The sequence below is a fragment of the Chromatiales bacterium 21-64-14 genome, from assembly GCA_002255365.1.
GTDB lineage: Bacteria > Pseudomonadota > Gammaproteobacteria > 21-64-14 > 21-64-14 > 21-64-14.
Genome location: NCBI01000025.1, coordinates 23,158 through 40,206, shown reverse-complemented (window position 1 = coordinate 40,206; position 17,049 = coordinate 23,158). Strand labels below are relative to the sequence as shown.

The following is a 17,049-nucleotide window of genomic DNA, read 5'->3' as shown; positions in this document are numbered from 1 at the left end:
CCAGGTAGAAGACGTTGGGGCGTAGCCGCTGTTGACGAACTTGGGCGCGATTCGATGCCGCCCGGGTTGGAATGGCCCACTGACCTGCAATGCCCTAAAGGATCGTGACGGGTTAGTGGTCTTCCTCGGTGGTTTCGCGATCGGCCAGAGCGGACTGCACCCGCCTTAGAAACGCGGCTGTGCCGTCGGCATCGGTTCCCAGCGCCAGGGCGCGGTTCCAGTTGGGAAATAGGTTCTGTTCCTCCCGGTGTTCGTGTTTCGCCATGGCGCCCGACAGCAAGGCCAAAAGAGGCGTGGTGTTGCTGCGCGTCTCCGCACCGCCGGCGATGCAGCTCTCGATGAGGCTCAGTTGTTCCAGTATCTGTTCGTGTTCCCGAAGCATGATCGACGTCGGATCATTCCCCAGAAGATTCCGCGGGGCCGAGAAGACGGGGGCGAGTATCTCGTTTTCCACTCGTATGTGGCGTCGTACTGCCCTGGAAAGTTCCCCAACCGCCGGTTCTGCTTCCGTCAACTGATTTCGGTTTGCCAGTCTCAGGGCGCAGGCCAACAGCCGGTCCAGGCGTGCGTGATCGCGGGTCAGCAGGTCCGTGAGCGAGGCTGCGGGGAGGTCCTCCCGGAGTTGTACCCGCAGCCGCCACAACGGTGGACCCGCTCTCACCACGGCCCAATACAGCCGGTTGCGCAGCTGTAGGTTCACACTCTGCATGAGCACGGCTGGATCCTCGGGGCAGAGCAATTCCCGCACCTCGCCGGGATGGAGGTCACGCAGAGCGTAAAAGGCGTAGGTATGGCTGGGCAGGCCACCGCTGTCGCGCAGATCAACGGCTTTCGTGGTGGTTTCCGCCATGTTGGTTTGACGATTCCCTGGGGAAGTACGCGCCGGCGCCAACCGGCGACCTCTTCGAGTCCCGCTCCCACGGAGCCTTTTCGTACTGTAATTGACAACAACTGTCTGCGGCGGTCCTTGACCAGGGTCAATTCGTTTCCGGAACCACCGCATTTCCCGACGAGCGGATTCTGAAAACCGTCGACGGCCCACCTTTGATAAATGTCCTGGTCGGGTTGGGCTGCCCGATTCCGCGCGGGGTTGTAGTGCTGCCATCGACTTTTCCTGTGGGGCGTACTGGACGTGCTTGCCAACCGAGTTTGCCGCCGATGGATACGCTCGCATAGGTCGTTCCCCTCCAAGCATTCATCTGGCCAATCTGTCCTGTGTGCGACGCAGGTAGAAATAGTTTCCTCCGAGGTTGCGACGTTCCGAATGGGGGGCGTTTCTATACCCATTTTGGAGAGGCTGATTTTTGATGCATGTCAAATCGCAAGTGGCGAAGCCTCGGTATCGTGCCCTGGTGATCCAGCTATTGTACGGTTGCTCCGCGCGTCGTCGCGGGTGACGCCCGGTTCCGGTACAGCGTTCTAGTGAGGACTCCCGATGCCCAGAAAAACCCATGACACACCGATGCTCGATGAACTTGAAAGTGGTCCGTGGCCGAGCTTTATCACCGGCTTTAAGCGCCTGCGGGATGCACACCAGGATGCCAGAATCCGTGGAATGGCCGACGACTTGCTCGGACAACTTGAGCATTCCTACGAAACCCGCAAGGGATACTGGAAGGGAGGCACCGCAGGTGTAATCGGCTATGGAGGAGGCGTCATCCCCCGCTTCTCCGAGGTTGCCGCCCAATTTCCGGAGTCAGCAGAGTTCCATACGCTGCGTATCATGCCGGCGCCTGGGATGCACTACGATACCGGGACGCTGCGCAAGCTCTGCGACATTTGGGAGCAGTACGGGTCCGGGCTGATCGCCTTACACGGACAAAGCGGCGACATCATGTTCCAAGGCTGTAAAACCGAGAACATCCAGCCAGCCTTCGACGCGATCAATGAGATGGGTTTCGATATGGGGGGCGCGGGCCCATCTGTGCGTACCTCCATGTCGTGTGTCGGCCACGCTCGCTGCGAACACTCCTGCTACGATGAAGTGCGCGCGCACCGTACGATGATGAATTCTTTTGTCGATGACCTGCATCGCCCCGCCCTACCTTACAAATTCAAGTTCAAATTCTCAGGCTGTCCAAACGACTGCATGAACTCGATCCAGCGTTCAGACATGGCAGTAATCGGTACTTGGCGAGACGACATCCAGGTCAAGCAGGACGAGGTAAAAAACTTCGTACACGGGCACGGTCGCCAATACGTAGTGGATAACGTCATCAGCCGTTGCCCGACGCGCGCCCTCAGCTTGATGGACGACGACAGCCTCCGCGTCGACAACCGGAACTGCGTGCGATGCATGCACTGTATAAACGTCATGACTAAGGCATTGTCCCCTGGGAAGGATCGTGGAGTAACGATCTTGGCCGGCGGGAAACGCACACTGAAGATCGGAGACCTCATGGGGGCGGTGATAGTTCCGTTCATGAAGTTGGAAAGTGACGACGACTATGTGCGCATAGTCGAACTGGCGCAGCACATCATTGAGTTTTGGGCGGATAACGGCCTTGAGCACGAGCGCTGCGGTGAGATGATCGAGCGTATTGGGTTGGCGAATTTCCTCGAAGGGGTAGGGCTTGCGCCGGATCCGAACATGCTTAGCCATCCGCGTACGAATTCCTTTATTCGGACCGACGGGTGGGACGAGGAAGCGAGAAAATGGGCCGAGCATACGGCGGCGGGATGATTCTGCGGCCGGGAGATTCGAGTTTCACGCCCCGAATATTCTGTGAACGGAGGTAACGATGTCCGCACAACCGCGTATGCCCATCGAAAGTGGTGTCCCGGATGCATTCCAGTATATGCACCCGGCGCTGAAGAAAAATTACGGGCGGTGGGCTTGGCACGACCGCCCGCGTCCCGGTGTGCTGCATCACGTATCGGAAACCGGAGACGAAGTGTGGACGGTGCGTGCCGGAACGCAGCGGCAGATGGATGTGTATACGATCCGAAAGCTGTGCGATATTGCGGACCAATATGGTGAAGGCCATGTGCGGTTCACGATACGCAGCAATATAGAATTCATAGTAGGCGCGGCCGATAAAGTCGATCCCCTGATCGCTGCGATAGAAGAAGCCGGTTTCCCGGTAGGTGGTACGGGAAACTCGGTGTCAATGATTGCGCACACGCAGGGGTGGCTGCATTGCGATATCCCGGCAACGGACGCTTCGGGGGTTTTTAAGTCGTTGATGGATGAACTATACGAGGAATACATCAACGAACGCATGCCGAATCGGGTTCGGATCACCACGTCGTGCTGTCAGATCAATTGCGGTGGGCAGGGCGATATCGCGATCAATATCCAACATACCAAGCCCCCGAAGATCAATCATGACTTGGTGGGGAACGTCTGCGAGCGTCCTTCCGTGGTCGCGCGGTGTCCGGTAGCCGCGATTAGGCCGGCGATCGTAAACGGCAAGCCGTCGTTGGAAATCGATGAGCGAAAATGCGTCTGTTGCGGTGCGTGTTATCCTCCGTGCCCGCCGATGCAGATCAACGACCCGGAGAACTCCAAAATCGCGATTTGGATAGGTGGTAAGAATTCCAACGCCCGAACTAAGCCGACGTTCCATAAGTTGGTTGCAGCAGGTCTGCCGAATAATCCGCCGCGGTGGCCTGAGGTAGGCATGGTCGTCAAGAAAATCCTGATGATCTACCAGCAGGATGCCCATGATTGGGAGCGGGTCGGCGAATGGGTGGACCGTATCGGCTGGTCGCGCTTTTTCGAAATGACCGGGCTGCCGTTCACGCGTTACCACATCGACAACTGGCGCGGAGCCCGGGAGAGCCTGAATACCTCTGCCCACATACGTTTTTAGCCCACACCTAAAGAGGGTCACGCCTAAAGAGGGTCAGGCCTTTACTTTATAGTGCTTGATCAACCGGGTGAGTTCTGGCGCGGGTGTGCCTTCCTCGACGGCCCGCTGGATCTGCGAGACGCGTGCGGGAGAGATCCGTGCGTGCGTCGCCGCTTCGCGCAGGCTTATGTTCGCTACGCGGCGCAGTAGATACACCCAGGCCTGAAAGGCTGGCTGGTGCTTTCGATCGCGCACGTCGTCGCGTTCGATAGTGAACCTATCCGCCACGACGTCCAACAGGGTATCCGGTCCAGGGCGCGTCGGTTGACGATGGGAGACTGGTATGCCCTCGTGGCCTTGCGCTGCGGCAAGTCTTTCCATTCGCGCCAGGAATTTCTCTCCACCCAAGTAGATCTGGCCGCGTAGGTCAGCCCAGGGGGAGGGCCGGCTGATCCCCGCGCGGACGAAACGGCGGTAGGCCTGCCGGGCGGCAGTCGGGTCATCCGCGAATGATTTCGCGATCAAATCGGCTTCCAGCCAGGCGGAGACGGGGATCTTTCCGGCGGTGGCGCTGTAGCTGCTCCAGGGCCAGTCACCGGCACGCGTGACCATCCCGGCCCGCACCGGGTTGAGTACGATGTATCGGGCCAATTCCAGAAGGTACGCCTCCTTGTCGACCAGGATGCTCTTGTAGCGCCCTTGCAACACGTGGCCTACGCGATCGTGGCGGCGGTTGAAGGTCTGTGTATAGACGCCGTTCAGCCGACGCATGCCGGCGGTCAGATTGGCTTCCGGGGTTTCAACGAGCAGGTGGTAGTGGTTGCTCATGAGGCAGTAGGCATAGAGGCGCCAACCCTGTTGGCCGATTTCTTTGGCCAGGAGCTGGAGGAACGCCTGCCGGTCAAGATCGTCCAGGAAGATGTCCGCCCGCCGATCCCCCCGGGCGGTGAGGTGATAGACGGCGCCTGGGAATTCAAGGCGAAGCGGACGGGTCATGGGGAAAGGGTAGGCAGCCCAAAGTATAAAGTAAAGGCCTGACCCTCGGTTGGGGAGACGGGTTATACGTGCTGTTGGGCAGCGTCCGTTCGGGCCTGTTCCGATACGGTCCCGGCGTCCGTGCCCGGTAGCACGCGGTACAGGCCGAGTTTGACCGCGTCCTGGAGCACCATCCACGCGACGTTGTAGGCCCATACCAAGCCGACCACCTCGGCCGGAATGGCGGCCATCAGCCAGCCTGCCCAGGCCATCCCGGCCGCCACGATTTGGGTCCCGATGGTCGCGGCCAGAAGTTGCCAGGACGGGTGGGGCGCGCGCCAGAAGCTCTGTTTGCTACGGGTGACGAATAACATCAGGTTACCGCCCGCCACGAGCTGTAGAAACATTAGCGTCTGTAGCTCGGGGCCGCCCATCCCGAGCATCCTGCGCCCAATGACCATCATCAAAAAGGTTTCGGCGACTGCCACCAGACCCAGGACGGAGGACACCGTCAGTACCCGCTTCATTTGCCATCGCACCGGTTTCGGCTCCAGCCAGGTATGGTCGTATGCGATGGTCATAATCGGGATGTCGTCGAGCAATGCCAGCAGGATGATGAGGATGGCAGTCAACGGGTAGGATCGTGTGATCAGCATCGCGAGCACGACGAACACCATGATGTCGATCGTCATCGCGATGCGGTAGATCGTGTAGCTCATCATCCTCCCGAAGATGCGTCGCGCTTCTTCCACTGCGTGGACGATGGTGGACAACCCCGGCGCCGTGAGTACCAGGCTTGCCGCCGCGCGCGCGGCGTCCGTCGCACCGGACACCGCAATTCCCACATCGGCCTGTTTGAGCGCCGGTGCGTCGTTCACCCCGTCGCCAGTCATTCCTACGATATGCCCACCCTCTTGGAGCGCCTTGACGATGGCGTACTTGTGTTCCGGGAATACCTGTGCGAAGCCGTCGGCACGCTCGAGGTCACGGATAAGGGCGGTGTCGGCCTTCGCCATGTGATCGTCCGGCAGGCGATCGGGAGGGAGGATGTCACGGCCCATGCCGAGGCCCCCGGAGATCTCGCGCGCGATGGCGATATGATCGCCGGTGACCATTTTGACCTCGATCCCGTGTTCGCGCGCTTCGCGGATGGTGCTCTCCGAGTCCTCGCGCGGTGGATCATAGAGCGAGAGGATACCGAGGAACCGCCATGTGGCATCCTGGGTGGTGCGGGCGACGCCCAGGGTGCGGAATCCGCGTTCCGCAAACCCCGTGACCGCCTTGTCGGCACGCACGCGCTGTTCGCCCTGCATCCCGCACAGATCGAGGATGACCTGTGGGGCCCCCTTGGTGGTGTAAAAATCTCCGTTGTCAGACTCGACGTGCGCTTCGGTACGTTTACTCACGGGGTCGAACGGGGTGAATTTCAGTTCCCTGTAGCTGTCAAGCAGCGCGGCGTCGGGTAGCGCAGCGATCACCGCGAGGTCAATGGCATCGTTATTCTCGGCTTTGGAGGCGAGCGCAGCCGCGAGATTGAGTTCTGCCGGATCCTGTGCCCCGAACAATACCGGTTCACCCAGCGTCAGCTGGTTCTGGGTAAGAGTGCCGGTTTTGTCCGAACACAGGATGTCGATGCCCGCCATTTCCTCGATTGACTGCAGTCGCGTTACGATCGCCTTGTGCTTGGACAGCGCCTTGGCGCCTAGGGCCATCGTAACGGAAAGCACCGCGGGCATTGCCACGGGAATCGAGGCGATCACCAGGATCAGCACGAACTGGACGACGTGTAGCAGGTGTGAGCCGCGCGCCAGCTCAACTCCGATCAACACCATGCTCAGCACCACGGCGATCGCGATCAGGAAATTTCCGATACGCATCACCGCCTGCTGAAAATGTGATGCCGAACCGGCGCTTTCCACCAGTTTTGCGGTGCGCCCGAAGAAAGTGTGTGCACCGGTTGCGGTAACCTCCGCGACCATTTCGCCCTGTTTTGCGATGGTTCCGGAATAGGCCTCATCCCCCGCCTTTTTATCTACCGGTAGCGATTCTCCGGTGAGGGCGGACTGATCCACACGCAAATAGTCACCCTCGGTGAGCATCACGTCGGCCGGGATGATGTCACCGAGGCGTAGCCTGATGATGTCTCCTGGGACCAGTTCACAAGCAGCGACCTCGCGCCAGCGCCCGTCACGTCGGGCCCGTGCCTTGAGGGCAAGCTGGCTCTTCAGTGCGTCGAGGGCGTTACTGGCCTTGTGCTCTTCCCAGAAACCGATTACGCCGTTGACTACCAGTAATGCGAGGATCAGCGCCAAATCGTCCCAATGGCCGACGGCACCGGAGAGGATGGCCGCAATCTCGATCATCCATGGGATCGGTCCCCAGAAGTAGCGCAGGAGCTTGATGAGGGGATGGACCCGATGTTCGTGGATTGCGTTCGGGCCATATTGTTGCAGGCGTCGCGTGGCCTCTTCACTGCTTAGGCCACCGGCGGGGATATCGGTACTCGGCGGATCAGATCCGTCTGCAGGTTTCAAGGCGACTTGGGACATGGTCATTTTCTCCTTCCGCGCGGCGATCCGGAAATCAGATCGCCCGGCGGGTTCCGGCCCCAATCTAAATTCGGTTCAGTAAATCAACGCCTCCCTTGTCCCGTCCCTGTGCGATTCTGGAAAATAGGAATATTGGGCCCAGCCTCAGGGGATCTCTGGTCCCTGGCCATGAGTGCGCGCGCAGGCTCTGCGTGAAGCGTCACGGTTGAAGCTGGCGCGTATCCAACTCGGTAACGCATGCTCTGCACATGCGACCACGAGAAATCAGCATAAGCCGTGATTGTTCGGTGGGAAATTCAAACGTTCTGATGGCGACATAAATGGAACCCGGATTTCGGTGTGGGAACTGTGCGTACGGTTACCAACGGTGGTACGGCTGACGATCAATACAGGGGAGGGACGTGATCGTGCGCTACGGATCGATGCATGGGGCATGGAATGGTCGAATGCCTGAGTGCAACGCCCACTAGGCGGGTAATTAATCTGCGCCGGGACGTTTCTCCGAGGGGAAGCGAAAGATTCCGCCGAGGACGTGTCCGCTGCGGAACTGGTGCAGGAGCGCAAACAGGACATGGCCGATCAGGTAGGCCCATATCAGTTCGCCGAAGAATTTGTGATCGAGGGACATGTTGGTGAAATCGACCGCATCAGAAGGTCCGGCGTGAGAACCCAGGGGGGCGAGGAAGAACAGGATCAGGCCGGTGAATCCGCTGCCCGTCAGGGCGAGCAAACCGAGCCCGTGCACGAAACTGGAGAGCCCCACACGGCGTCCGGCTGGGGGGAGCCGGCCGCGCAGCAGGCCGAACAGATCGCGGCCGATGGCCGCGGCGCCGGCTTGATTCCAAGGAAGCAAAATCCGTAGGTCGCCGTTCCTGGAAACATGAATCCAGAACACGACCACGCAGGCGCCAGTGGCTAGACCAATCAGCTCATGGATCGGAAACAGGAACTGAGTGGGTACGTCCGCCATGAACAGGCTGCTCAGGAGTTGAAAGGTCACCGTGCCGACCAGTAGCCAGTGGAGGATCCGTGTGTTGGTGTCCCATCCGTCGTCCTCCTGCGGCTGCGCGGATTGTTCCATGGGATGCTCCTTACTCAGGGTTCGCACGGCCGCGTCTGGACGGGCTCGCGAGGGCGCCGCGGGGACGCGGGCGCCTAACTGCTGGATTGGACCATGTGATGTCATGGAAGTTGCGACATGTCGGTCCGCGGTGGGGTGTTGCTCGAGGGGTTCGATCGGGAAGGACGGGGTGCGCCTACCGGGAGGGCAAACGGCAGACGGGGATGGAATTGGGGGGGGGTAGGGAACACGGCGGCCGTGTCGTGGTCCCAGCGATATCATCGATCGGTAACGACCGTACGCGTGGTTCGGCCCGCAAGCGGTCTTGGGGGGCAAGAGCATGTCTGTAAACGACGGATTGCACGGTGCGGCAGGGGCGGGGCCGGACCTGGGGCGGCGGCGCGCGTTACGCCTGCTGAATGCCGGGTTCGGCCTGATCTGGGTATTCAATGTGGTCTACCAGCTTCGGCCTGTGTACCTCAACGACCTCTTTCTGCGCGCTCTGGCGGCCCGGCCGGGCCAGGCGGCATGGTACGCGGCCTATACCCATCGGGTCATGGTCTGGGTTCAGGCACTCGGCGCAAGCCGGGTGGCGATGGCCAGCGCGGCAATCGGTGCGCTGTTGGGCCTATCGTTGCTGACCGGCCGATGGCTGCGCGCCAGCGCTTGGCTCGGTGTCGTTTATACTTTTTTCCTGTGGACAACGGTCGGTCATCTGGGTGGGCCGTATACCCGCGGCGCGACCGATCCCGGCACGCTGATCGTCTATTCCCTGGTGTTCCTGTTCATCCTGCTCACCCTGGATGATGGGCGTCGTGGGCGGATCAGCGCGGAGCTCACCGAGGGCGACCGGAATAGCCGCTATCAGGCGGCGCGGGTGCTGTTCGGCCTGCTATGGGCGTTCGATGCGGCCTGGAAATGGACGCCGTTCTTCCTGCATCACCCCGACACCTATCTGGTGCAGGCGCAGGCCGGACAGCCGGAATGGATCCGCGCCTACATCCAGTTCTTTATTGACGTGATCCACTGGATCGGGCCGATGGTCTTTGGCGTCGCCGCCGCGCTCGCCGAGACCGTGATCGCCGTCGGGTTGCTGGGCGGCTGGGGGTTGCGTCTGATCCTGCCGTTCGGACTGCTGTATTCGCTGGCGATCTGGACCACCGCTGAAGGCTGGGGTGGGCCCTATGGCGCCGTCACTGGGGTCGGCGGTGACGTCCTCGGTACCACGATCATCTATGCGCTGCTCTTTCTGTACCTGATAGTGATGTTCCGTCGCCCGCCGATCGGACCACGACCCAACTGAGGGTCAGGCCTTTACTTTATAGTGCTTGATCAACCGGGTGAGTTCTGGCGCGGGTGTGCCTTCCTTGACGGCCCGCTGGCCCTGGGAGACGCCGGCGGAAAGATGCCCGCATGCGCTGCCGCTTTGCGCAGGACTCCGTTCGCCGCGCGGCGCGGGAGATGCCCCCCGGCCCGAAAGGCCGGCCGGTGCCTACGATCCCATCTAGTCGTGGAAACGGTTCAAGGCCAGAGTATAGAGGCCGTTCAGCTCGCGCATGCCGTTGGCCAGCTTGACTTCCGGGGTCTCGACGAGCGGCTGGTAGTGGCTGCTCATCAGGCAGTAGGCATACGAGGCGCCAACCCTGTTGGCTGATATTTCTTTGGCCAGGCGCTGGCGGAACGCCTGCCGGTCGACGTCAGCCAGGAAGATGCCCGCTCGCCGATCCGCCCCGGGCGTTGAGGTGATAGACAGTAGTCTGGGAATTCCAGGCGAAGCGGGCGGACCATTGGGGGGAGGCAGCGCAAGGTATAAAGTAAAGGCCTGACCCTCGGTGGGGGTGGCTGTGCCGGGGCGGGGGAAAATCCGGTATTATGGGCGCGGGCCAGTACCGGCGATTTGCAGGGGTGTGTGGAAGTCTATGAGTGGCACGGGGAGTGACATGGGGAACGGCATGGGTGCAGGGGTGGTACGGCGCACTGCGGTGACGGTACGGGTGGGCGGCGTGGCGGTCGGCGGTGGCGCGCCGATCGTGGTCCAGTCGATGACCAACACCGATACGGTGGATGTCGATGGCACGGTGAAGCAGGTGGCGGCCCTTGCCCGCGCCGGCTCAGAGCTGGTGCGCATCACGGTCAATACCGCGGAGGCAGCGGCGGCGGTGCCGCATATCCGCGCGGCCCTGGACCGCCAGGGCGTGACGGTGCCGTTGATCGGAGATTTCCATTTCAACGGACACAAGCTGCTCAGCCAGCACCCGGCCTGCGCCGAGGCGCTCGGCAAGTACCGCATCAATCCCGGCAACGTGGGGCGCGGCAGCAAACGCGATTCCCAGTTCGCCACGATGATCGAACTGGCGTGCCAGTACGACAAACCGGTGCGTATCGGTGTCAACTGGGGCAGCCTCGACCCGGCGCTGGCGGCGCGCCTGATGGACGAGAACGCGTCTCTGCCGGAGCCCAGGGATGCGGGCGAGGTGCTGCGCGAAGCCATGGTGGTCTCGGCACTGGAGAACGCCCAACGGGCCGAGGAACTGGGCTTGGGGCGGGACCACATCGTGCTTTCCTGCAAGATGAGCGGGGTTCAGGATCTGATCGCCGTCTACCGGGCCTTGGCGGGCCGCTGCGATTATCCGCTTCATCTAGGCCTGACCGAGGCGGGGATGGGGAGCAAGGGCATCGTCGCCTCGACGGCGGCGCTGGCGGTGCTGTTGGAGGAGGGGATCGGCGACACCATCCGTATCTCCCTCACGCCGGAGCCCGGTGGCGACCGGACCCGCGAGGTGGTGGTGGCCCAGGAGATCCTGCAGACCATGGGGCTGCGGGCGTTCACGCCGATGGTGGTGGCTTGCCCCGGGTGCGGGCGCACGACCAGCACGGTGTTTCAGGAACTGGCCCAGAAGATCCAGGGCTATCTGCGGGACCAGATGCCGGTGTGGCGCACGCGGTACGCCGGGGTGGAGAACATGAACGTGGCGGTGATGGGCTGCGTGGTCAACGGTCCTGGCGAGAGCAAGCACGCCAATATCGGCATCAGCCTCCCGGGGACCGGTGAGAACCCGGTGGCGCCGGTGTACATCGATGGGCAGAAGGACGTGACCCTCAAGGGCGACCGCATTGCGGAGGAATTCCAGCAGATCGTGGAGCACTATGTGGAGAAGCACTACGGGCGTGTCTAAACGACACTTGCGGGGTCGTCGTGCCGAAGGTATGACAGGGCTGGAACGGCGTCCTCAGTGGTTAGCAGCGCGATGTATCAACTGTACTTTATGCAGTCCACCCCGGGATTAATGCGGTACCGCCCGGGGTCGGACATCTGTTGGATCCGATAGGCCACCCCCAGGCCTGCGTCCGTGTCCTAGTCACGCCCCCGGCGCGGTACGCCCGGTCCAAGAATTCGGTGCCCCCCAGCTAGGCCTCCGGGATCTCCGCGCGCCCGAATTTCTGTCCGGGCGCGCAACTTCGCCATTCTCCATTGATGCGCATCTCGATCGCCCATGCGGCGCTGCGGGCTCTGCCGCGCTCCTCGCAGGGCCCGCGCCTTGCCTGAACGCCCGATCCACGATTTAGAGATAGGTTCTAGTGCGAGGGCGCTGGAACGGTGGTGCCCGGTGCTGGCGGCGGTGCTGACGTTGGTTTCCCGCTGGTGGGCGGCGCGGCCGCTGGTGGTGGGACCAGACCCCCGGCACCCAAATTGTCGTAGATCTGGGGCGGGGGATGGCCGTTGTAGATCAGGAAGCGGCGATGTTGCAGGTAGGCCTCGCGCACGAAAATGTACGGGTCCACTGCGGACTCGTGAACGAATCGGATTTCGGCGGCCTCGTTGGCACGCTTATCCACCAAGCCCAGTGCTCCAATGGGCATGGTGATGGCCGGGTTGCTCACATAGAACAGGGGATCGGTAAGGGAGCTCATCACCAAGTTTGGCAGGTTGCGCAGGGTGTCCGGGCCGATGAAGGGCAACACTAAGTAAGGGCCCTGGCCCACGCCCCAAACGGCGAGGGTTTGTCCCAGGTCCTCCTGGTGGTACTTCAGGCCCAGTCCCGTAGCCACGTCGAATAACCCGCCTATGCCCGCCGTGGAGTTGACCAGGAATCGCCCAGTGTCCTTAAAGCCGTCCTCTACCTTGCCCTGCAGGAATTGATTCAGGGCCGTGTTTAGGTACTCAACATTGTTGAAGAAGTTGGTGACCGAGGTGCGCACCGGCTTGGGGGTGATCTTCACATAGGTGTCGGAGATCGGCTTGAGGATCCACTGGTCCAACTTGTCGTTGAACACATACATCTTTCGGTTGAAAGGTTCGAACGGGTCGTCGTTGATGCGTGGCTGGACGGAGGCACAGCCGGTGACGAATACCAGGAACAACAGCAACAGGAATCGCGCATCCCGCCGGCGCGGCGCGGCTGGCGAACCCCCGGGGTTTTTGAACCGGTACAGTTCCACGCGCTCAGTCGCGCCGACTGAAGATTGAAAGGATCATGCGCAGGGAAGCATCGGGCCGGCGTTTCAGGCCGGCGTCGGCGCCTTGGCATCCTTCCCGTGCCTTTCGTAGGCGGTAGTCTGCTGTTTCAGCCGGTCCAGCAACGTGTCGAAATTGTTGTTCTTGATCACGCTGGTGTATTCAGCTCGCTTGAGTGCCAGATCGCTCACGCCGTCCGCGATGATGTTGATGACCCGCCACTGGCCGTCCAGCTTGCGCATCTGGTAGGCGAACTGGACCTTGCCGCCGTTGGATTTCACCAGTGCCGATTGGACCAGGACATCGCCACCAGGCAGGTCCCGCATAGTGGGTGCAGTGAAGGTCTCGCCGTCATAGCCGTCGAAGCGCGCCGCGTAGGTGGCGACACTGAGATTGGTGAAGGTCGCGACGAAGTGCGTGCGCTGATTAGCGCTCAACTGGCCCCAATACTGGCCGAGCGCGATGCGCGCGATGGTAGGCAGATCAAGGGTGGTGGTGACCACCGGGGCCAGTGTCTTATGACGGCCCTGGTATCCGAGCTTCGCTGCGTTCTTCATCACCGTGAGCAGGGTGTCCTGGAATTTCTCGATCACCTGCACGGGAGTGGTGTCTGCCGCCGGGCTCCTGGGGGCCCAGGGCAGGGCCAGCAGCGTGAATGCCGCCAGCAGCGTATGGATGAAATTTCGCCGGTTCATAGGCTGTGTGTCTCTGGTTGGCGCATCGGACCTTGCCAGCGCCCGCGTGAGTGGGCATCCGGCTGGCCGGAGGTGCGGGTAGTTTACCGTGAAACGCCGTCCTTCGAAATCCTGGCGTAGGTGCGGTCCTTCCACTGCGACCGGTGGCCGCGCCAGTAGCGGATCGCCGACCACCAGGTCATGGCCAGATAGAGTGTGCCCACCAGGGGTAGCGCCAGCCCCCAGGCCGTAGGTAGCCCGTAGAAGCGCAGGGTCGGCCGGTAACTGATCAGCATCCCGGCCCAGGCCCCCGCGCACAGCATCGGAGGCCAGGGCCCGTGGGCCCCAAAACCGGCTACGGGTACGGCAAACGCCAGTAGGAGCAGCCCGCTGCACAGGAGCAGCAGCAGGACCGAATAACGCAGTTGCGTGAAGGCGGTGCGAGCCACCATGTCCCAGATGTCCCGGAACCCGTGATGACGCAGCATGCGGGCGGAGCGGGTGAGCCCGATCCAGGTGCGTCCGCCGTCGATTTTGACCCGGCGCGCCAGCGCACAGTCGTCGATCAGCGCGTCGCGGATCGCTCCGAAACCCCCGATCCGCGCCAGCCGTTCCGTTTCCAGCAGGACACAGCCGCCGGCGGCGGCGGCCACCAGCCGGTGACGGGCGTTGGCGAGACGGAACGGGTAGAGGAGCTTGAAAAAATAGATGAATGCCGGCATCAGGGCGCGCTCCCAGAACCGCGTGAGGTCCGGTGCCGCCATCAGGGATACCAGCTGTAGTCCCTGGTCCCGCAGCCGGTGCCGCAGGGCCGCCACGGTTCCGGGCGCCAGGGCGATGTCGGCGTCCAGCAGCAGGGTTAGGGGCGAGGCCACCATGCTCCGTCCCTGCTCCAAGGCCCAGAGTTTCCCCGTCCACCCTGGTGGCAGAGGAATGCTGGTCAGTACGGTCAGGTTCTCGATGCGGGAACGTCGGGCCGCCGCCGCGGTGCCGTCGCTGGACTCGTCGTCCACCAGGATCACCCGCAGCCCGGGGCCTTGTGCGGCAAGGCTATCCAGCACCCGGCTCACCGTACCCGCCTCATTGCGCGCCGGGATCAGCACCGTTACGTCGCTGAGATCCTCCTGTCGGGCATCCAGGGGCGCATCCAGGCGTTCCGCCGTGCCCCAGGGATGCCACGGCAGGGCCAGGATCAGCCACCACAGGGTCGCGGCGGCCGCTGCGAGTTCAGTCCACACCGGGTTCATCCCAGCGGTTCGGGGCGACGTGCGTACCGGTGCCGGGAGGCCCGACCGCTACGTGTGTGCCTCAGCCCGCGCTTTCGCGTTTGGCCAGGCCGCCCACCTCGACATCGACACGCGCCCGTCCGGAGGACGTGTGGTAGCGGGTAGGCAGTTCCGGGGCCATGGGTCCGTCGGTACGCGGGCCCGACAGGAATACCTTCAGGGCCTTGAGGGGATGTGCCACTGTGTCGTCCACCGCGGTGCCCTCGTAACCGCAATGGGCCATGCAGTTGTCGCACTTCGGGTTGCGCCCGGTGCCGAAGTGATCCCAATCGGTTTCCTCCATGAGCGCTTTGAAGCTTGGGGCGTAGCCTTCGTCCACCAGCAGATAGCAGGGCTTCTGCCACCCGAATACGTTGCGGGTCGGATTGCTCCAAGGCGTGCACTGGTAGGTCTGGTTTCCGGCCAGGAAGTCCAGAAACAGGCTCGACTGATTGAATTGCCACTTGCGCTGCCGCTGGCGGCCGATCCGGAAGATGTTGCGGAACAGCTCCTTGCTCTGGGTGCGCTTGAGAAACACATCCTGACGCGGTGCATGCTCGTAGCTGTAGCCCGGGGAGATGGTGATACCTTCCACGCCGAGTGCGGTGGCATAGTCGAAGAAGTCTGCGATTTCCTTCGGATCCTCGCCCTGGAACAGGGTGCAGTTGACCGTCACCCGGAATCCGCGATCGCGCGCCAGGGTGATTGCCTCCACGGCCTTGTCGAATACGCCTGCGCGGCATACCGATGCGTCATGGCGCTCCCGGTTGCCATCCAGGTGCACAGAGAAGGTGAAATAGGGCGACGGGGTGTAGTCGCCGATCTTTTTCGTCAGCAATAGGGCATTGGTGCACAGGTAGACGAATTTTTTGCGCGCAACGATGGCAGCGACGATCTCCGGCATTTCCTTGTGGATGAGCGGTTCACCGCCGGGGATCGATACGATCGGCGCACCGCTTTCATCCACCGCCTCGAGGCACTCCGCCACGCTCAGCCTGCGGTCGAGAATCTCTTCCGGATAATCGATCTTGCCGCAGCCGGCGCATTCGAGGTTGCAGCGGAATAAGGGCTCCAGCATCAGGACCAGAGGGTAACGGCGCGCGCCGCGTACTTTCTGGCGTATGACATAGGCTCCTACACGGATCTGCTGGTGCAAAGGCACACTCATTGTGATCGACTCCTAAGACTCGCGACGCTGACTGGTGTGGGAAGTTTTCCGGAGCAGGGCCACCGGCAGGCGGAAGGTGGTGGTCTCACGTTCCGATTCCATTTCGATTACATGATCGACCCCGTAGCTGCGCAAACGTTCCAGAACGGCCTGGACGAGTACCTCCGGGGCCGAGGCGCCCGCCGTGAGGCCCACCCGCACGCCGGGTGAGAACCAGGACGCGTCCAATTCCCCGGCATCCTGTACCAGATAGGCAGAGACGCCCGCTTGTTCGCCCACTTCCCGCAGGCGGTTGGAGTTGGAGCTGTTGCGAGCGCCCACTACCAGCAGCAGATCCACTTCCGCGGCCAAGCGCCGCACGGCATTCTGGCGGTTCTGGGTCGCATAGCAGATGCCGTCCAGATCCGGTCCCTGAATATCCGGGAAACGCTGCTTCAAGGCCTCGATCACGTCCCGGGTGTCGTCCACGCTGAGCGTGGTCTGGGTGACGTACGCGAGACGGGTGGGATCCTTGAGGTTCAGTTTTGGGATGTCCTCGCACCCGGATACGACGTGCACCGGACCGGTGACCCGGCCGCGGGTTCCTTCCACTTCAGGATGTCCGGGGTGGCCGATGATGATGACCTCGTAGCCGCGGAGGCTGTAGCGCTGCGCCTGCAGGTGCACCTTGGTCACCAATGGGCAGGTGGCGTCTATTACTTCCAACTTGCGGTCGGATGCTTGGTCTACCATGGCGGTGGCGACGCCGTGGGCGCTGAAGATGGCGACCGCGCCTTCTGGCACTTCGGCCAAGCTCTCTACGAAGATGGCGCCGCGGGTACGCAGGTCGTCAACCACGTGATGATTGTGAACGATCTCGTGGAGTACATAAACCGGTGGCCCGTAAACATCAAGGGCGCACTCCACGATCTCGATGGCACGGACCACCCCCGCACAGAAGCCTCGCGGTTGGGCAAGTATGACATCCATAGCACCGATTCCTCGTTATCGTTCTGCAGGATCACCGGGTACCCCGGGGGGGCTGTATCGCTCAGTTCCGTCCCCCCGCGCCTGATCCTTGCGGTCCCGCGCGACCAGTGCTGGGACCGCGCGGTAGCGTGGAGCGCTT

At 62.1% G+C, this 17,049-nt stretch carries 13 protein-coding genes; 4 read left to right on the top strand and 9 right to left on the bottom strand.

The genetic code is table 11. The features are described 5' to 3' along the window. Window positions 1-112 precede the first annotated feature (112 nt). On the bottom strand, window positions 113-850 hold the full coding sequence (locus tag B7Z66_11565) for a hypothetical protein (protein OYV75796.1): 738 nt from the start codon (window positions 848-850) through the stop codon (window positions 113-115). A 585-nt stretch (window positions 851-1,435) separates the two neighbouring features. Here B7Z66_11565 and B7Z66_11560 point away from each other — a divergent pair. Both B7Z66_11560 and B7Z66_11555 read left to right on the top strand, forming a co-directional pair. After that, window positions 1,436-2,683 (top strand): dissimilatory-type sulfite reductase subunit alpha, encoded by a 1,248-nt coding sequence (locus B7Z66_11560; GenBank protein OYV75795.1) that lies wholly within the window; start codon window positions 1,436-1,438, stop codon window positions 2,681-2,683. A 58-nt stretch (window positions 2,684-2,741) separates the two neighbouring features. After that, a complete protein-coding gene (locus tag B7Z66_11555) occupies window positions 2,742-3,815 on the top strand; it encodes a dissimilatory-type sulfite reductase subunit beta (protein ID OYV75794.1) in 1,074 nt (357 codons plus the stop codon). Window positions 3,816-3,848: 33 nt separating this feature from the next. On the opposite strand, the gene B7Z66_11550 is transcribed toward B7Z66_11555, so the two are convergent. From B7Z66_11550 to B7Z66_11540, 3 genes are all read right to left on the bottom strand, one after another. Then, the gene (locus B7Z66_11550; protein ID OYV75793.1) at window positions 3,849-4,790 is read right to left on the bottom strand and encodes a hypothetical protein; all 942 of its coding nucleotides are present in this window, start codon (window positions 4,788-4,790) and stop codon (window positions 3,849-3,851) included. Window positions 4,791-4,852: 62 nt separating this feature from the next. After that, the gene (locus tag B7Z66_11545) at window positions 4,853-7,318 is read right to left on the bottom strand and encodes a plasma-membrane proton-efflux P-type ATPase (protein OYV75804.1); all 2,466 of its coding nucleotides are present in this window, start codon (window positions 7,316-7,318) and stop codon (window positions 4,853-4,855) included. Between the two features lie 478 nt (window positions 7,319-7,796). Continuing rightward, a complete protein-coding gene (locus B7Z66_11540) occupies window positions 7,797-8,720 on the bottom strand; it encodes a hypothetical protein (protein ID OYV75792.1) in 924 nt (307 codons plus the stop codon). Between B7Z66_11540 and B7Z66_11535 the strand changes: the two genes are divergently transcribed. Further along, window positions 8,719-9,681 (top strand): hypothetical protein, encoded by a 963-nt coding sequence (locus B7Z66_11535; protein ID OYV75791.1) that lies wholly within the window; start codon window positions 8,719-8,721, stop codon window positions 9,679-9,681. The genes B7Z66_11540 and B7Z66_11535 overlap by 2 nt on opposite strands. A gap of 649 nt (window positions 9,682-10,330) precedes the next feature. Beyond that, window positions 10,331-11,554, top strand: coding sequence for a 4-hydroxy-3-methylbut-2-en-1-yl diphosphate synthase (locus tag B7Z66_11530; protein OYV75803.1), 1,224 nt, complete (start codon window positions 10,331-10,333; stop codon window positions 11,552-11,554). 400 nt (window positions 11,555-11,954) lie between these two features. On the opposite strand, the gene B7Z66_11525 is transcribed toward B7Z66_11530, so the two are convergent. The 5 genes from B7Z66_11525 to B7Z66_11505 all read right to left on the bottom strand — a co-directional run bounded on the left by B7Z66_11525 (window position 11,955) and on the right by B7Z66_11505 (window position 16,910). Then, window positions 11,955-12,659: a hypothetical protein gene (locus B7Z66_11525; GenBank protein ID OYV75802.1), complete on the bottom strand. Its 705-nt coding sequence runs from the start codon at window positions 12,657-12,659 to the stop codon at window positions 11,955-11,957. 222 nt (window positions 12,660-12,881) lie between these two features. Then, a complete protein-coding gene (locus tag B7Z66_11520; protein ID OYV75790.1) occupies window positions 12,882-13,529 on the bottom strand; it encodes a hypothetical protein in 648 nt (215 codons plus the stop codon). Window positions 13,530-13,612: 83 nt separating this feature from the next. Further along, window positions 13,613-14,746: a glycosyl transferase gene (locus tag B7Z66_11515; GenBank protein OYV75801.1), complete on the bottom strand. Its 1,134-nt coding sequence runs from the start codon at window positions 14,744-14,746 to the stop codon at window positions 13,613-13,615. A 70-nt stretch (window positions 14,747-14,816) separates the two neighbouring features. After that, on the bottom strand, window positions 14,817-15,941 hold the full coding sequence (locus B7Z66_11510) for a hopanoid biosynthesis associated radical SAM protein HpnH (protein OYV75789.1): 1,125 nt from the start codon (window positions 15,939-15,941) through the stop codon (window positions 14,817-14,819). A gap of 12 nt (window positions 15,942-15,953) precedes the next feature. Further along, a complete protein-coding gene (locus tag B7Z66_11505) occupies window positions 15,954-16,910 on the bottom strand; it encodes a 4-hydroxy-3-methylbut-2-enyl diphosphate reductase (protein ID OYV75788.1) in 957 nt (318 codons plus the stop codon). Between the last annotated feature and the right edge of the window lie 139 nt (window positions 16,911-17,049).

Excerpts from the sequence above, each read along its gene's own strand:
- B7Z66_11525 (OYV75802.1), bottom strand. The coding sequence starts at position 12,659 with ATGTATGTGTTCAACGACAAGTTGGACCAGTGGATCCTCAAGCCGATC.
- B7Z66_11520 (OYV75790.1), bottom strand. The coding sequence starts at position 13,529 with ATGAACCGGCGAAATTTCATCCATACGCTGCTGGCGGCATTCACGCTG.
- B7Z66_11560 (OYV75795.1), top strand. The coding sequence starts at position 1,436 with ATGCCCAGAAAAACCCATGACACACCGATGCTCGATGAACTTGAAAGT.
- B7Z66_11555 (OYV75794.1), top strand. The coding sequence starts at position 2,742 with ATGTCCGCACAACCGCGTATGCCCATCGAAAGTGGTGTCCCGGATGCA.
- B7Z66_11545 (OYV75804.1), bottom strand. The coding sequence starts at position 7,318 with ATGTCCCAAGTCGCCTTGAAACCTGCAGACGGATCTGATCCGCCGAGT.
- B7Z66_11535 (OYV75791.1), top strand. The coding sequence starts at position 8,719 with ATGTCTGTAAACGACGGATTGCACGGTGCGGCAGGGGCGGGGCCGGAC.
- B7Z66_11565 (OYV75796.1), bottom strand. The coding sequence starts at position 850 with ATGGCGGAAACCACCACGAAAGCCGTTGATCTGCGCGACAGCGGTGGC.
- B7Z66_11510 (OYV75789.1), bottom strand. The coding sequence starts at position 15,941 with ATGAGTGTGCCTTTGCACCAGCAGATCCGTGTAGGAGCCTATGTCATA.
- B7Z66_11530 (OYV75803.1), top strand. The coding sequence starts at position 10,331 with ATGGGTGCAGGGGTGGTACGGCGCACTGCGGTGACGGTACGGGTGGGC.
- B7Z66_11540 (OYV75792.1), bottom strand. The coding sequence starts at position 8,720 with ATGCTCTTGCCCCCCAAGACCGCTTGCGGGCCGAACCACGCGTACGGT.
- B7Z66_11550 (OYV75793.1), bottom strand. The coding sequence starts at position 4,790 with ATGACCCGTCCGCTTCGCCTTGAATTCCCAGGCGCCGTCTATCACCTC.
- B7Z66_11505 (OYV75788.1), bottom strand. The coding sequence starts at position 16,910 with ATGGATGTCATACTTGCCCAACCGCGAGGCTTCTGTGCGGGGGTGGTC.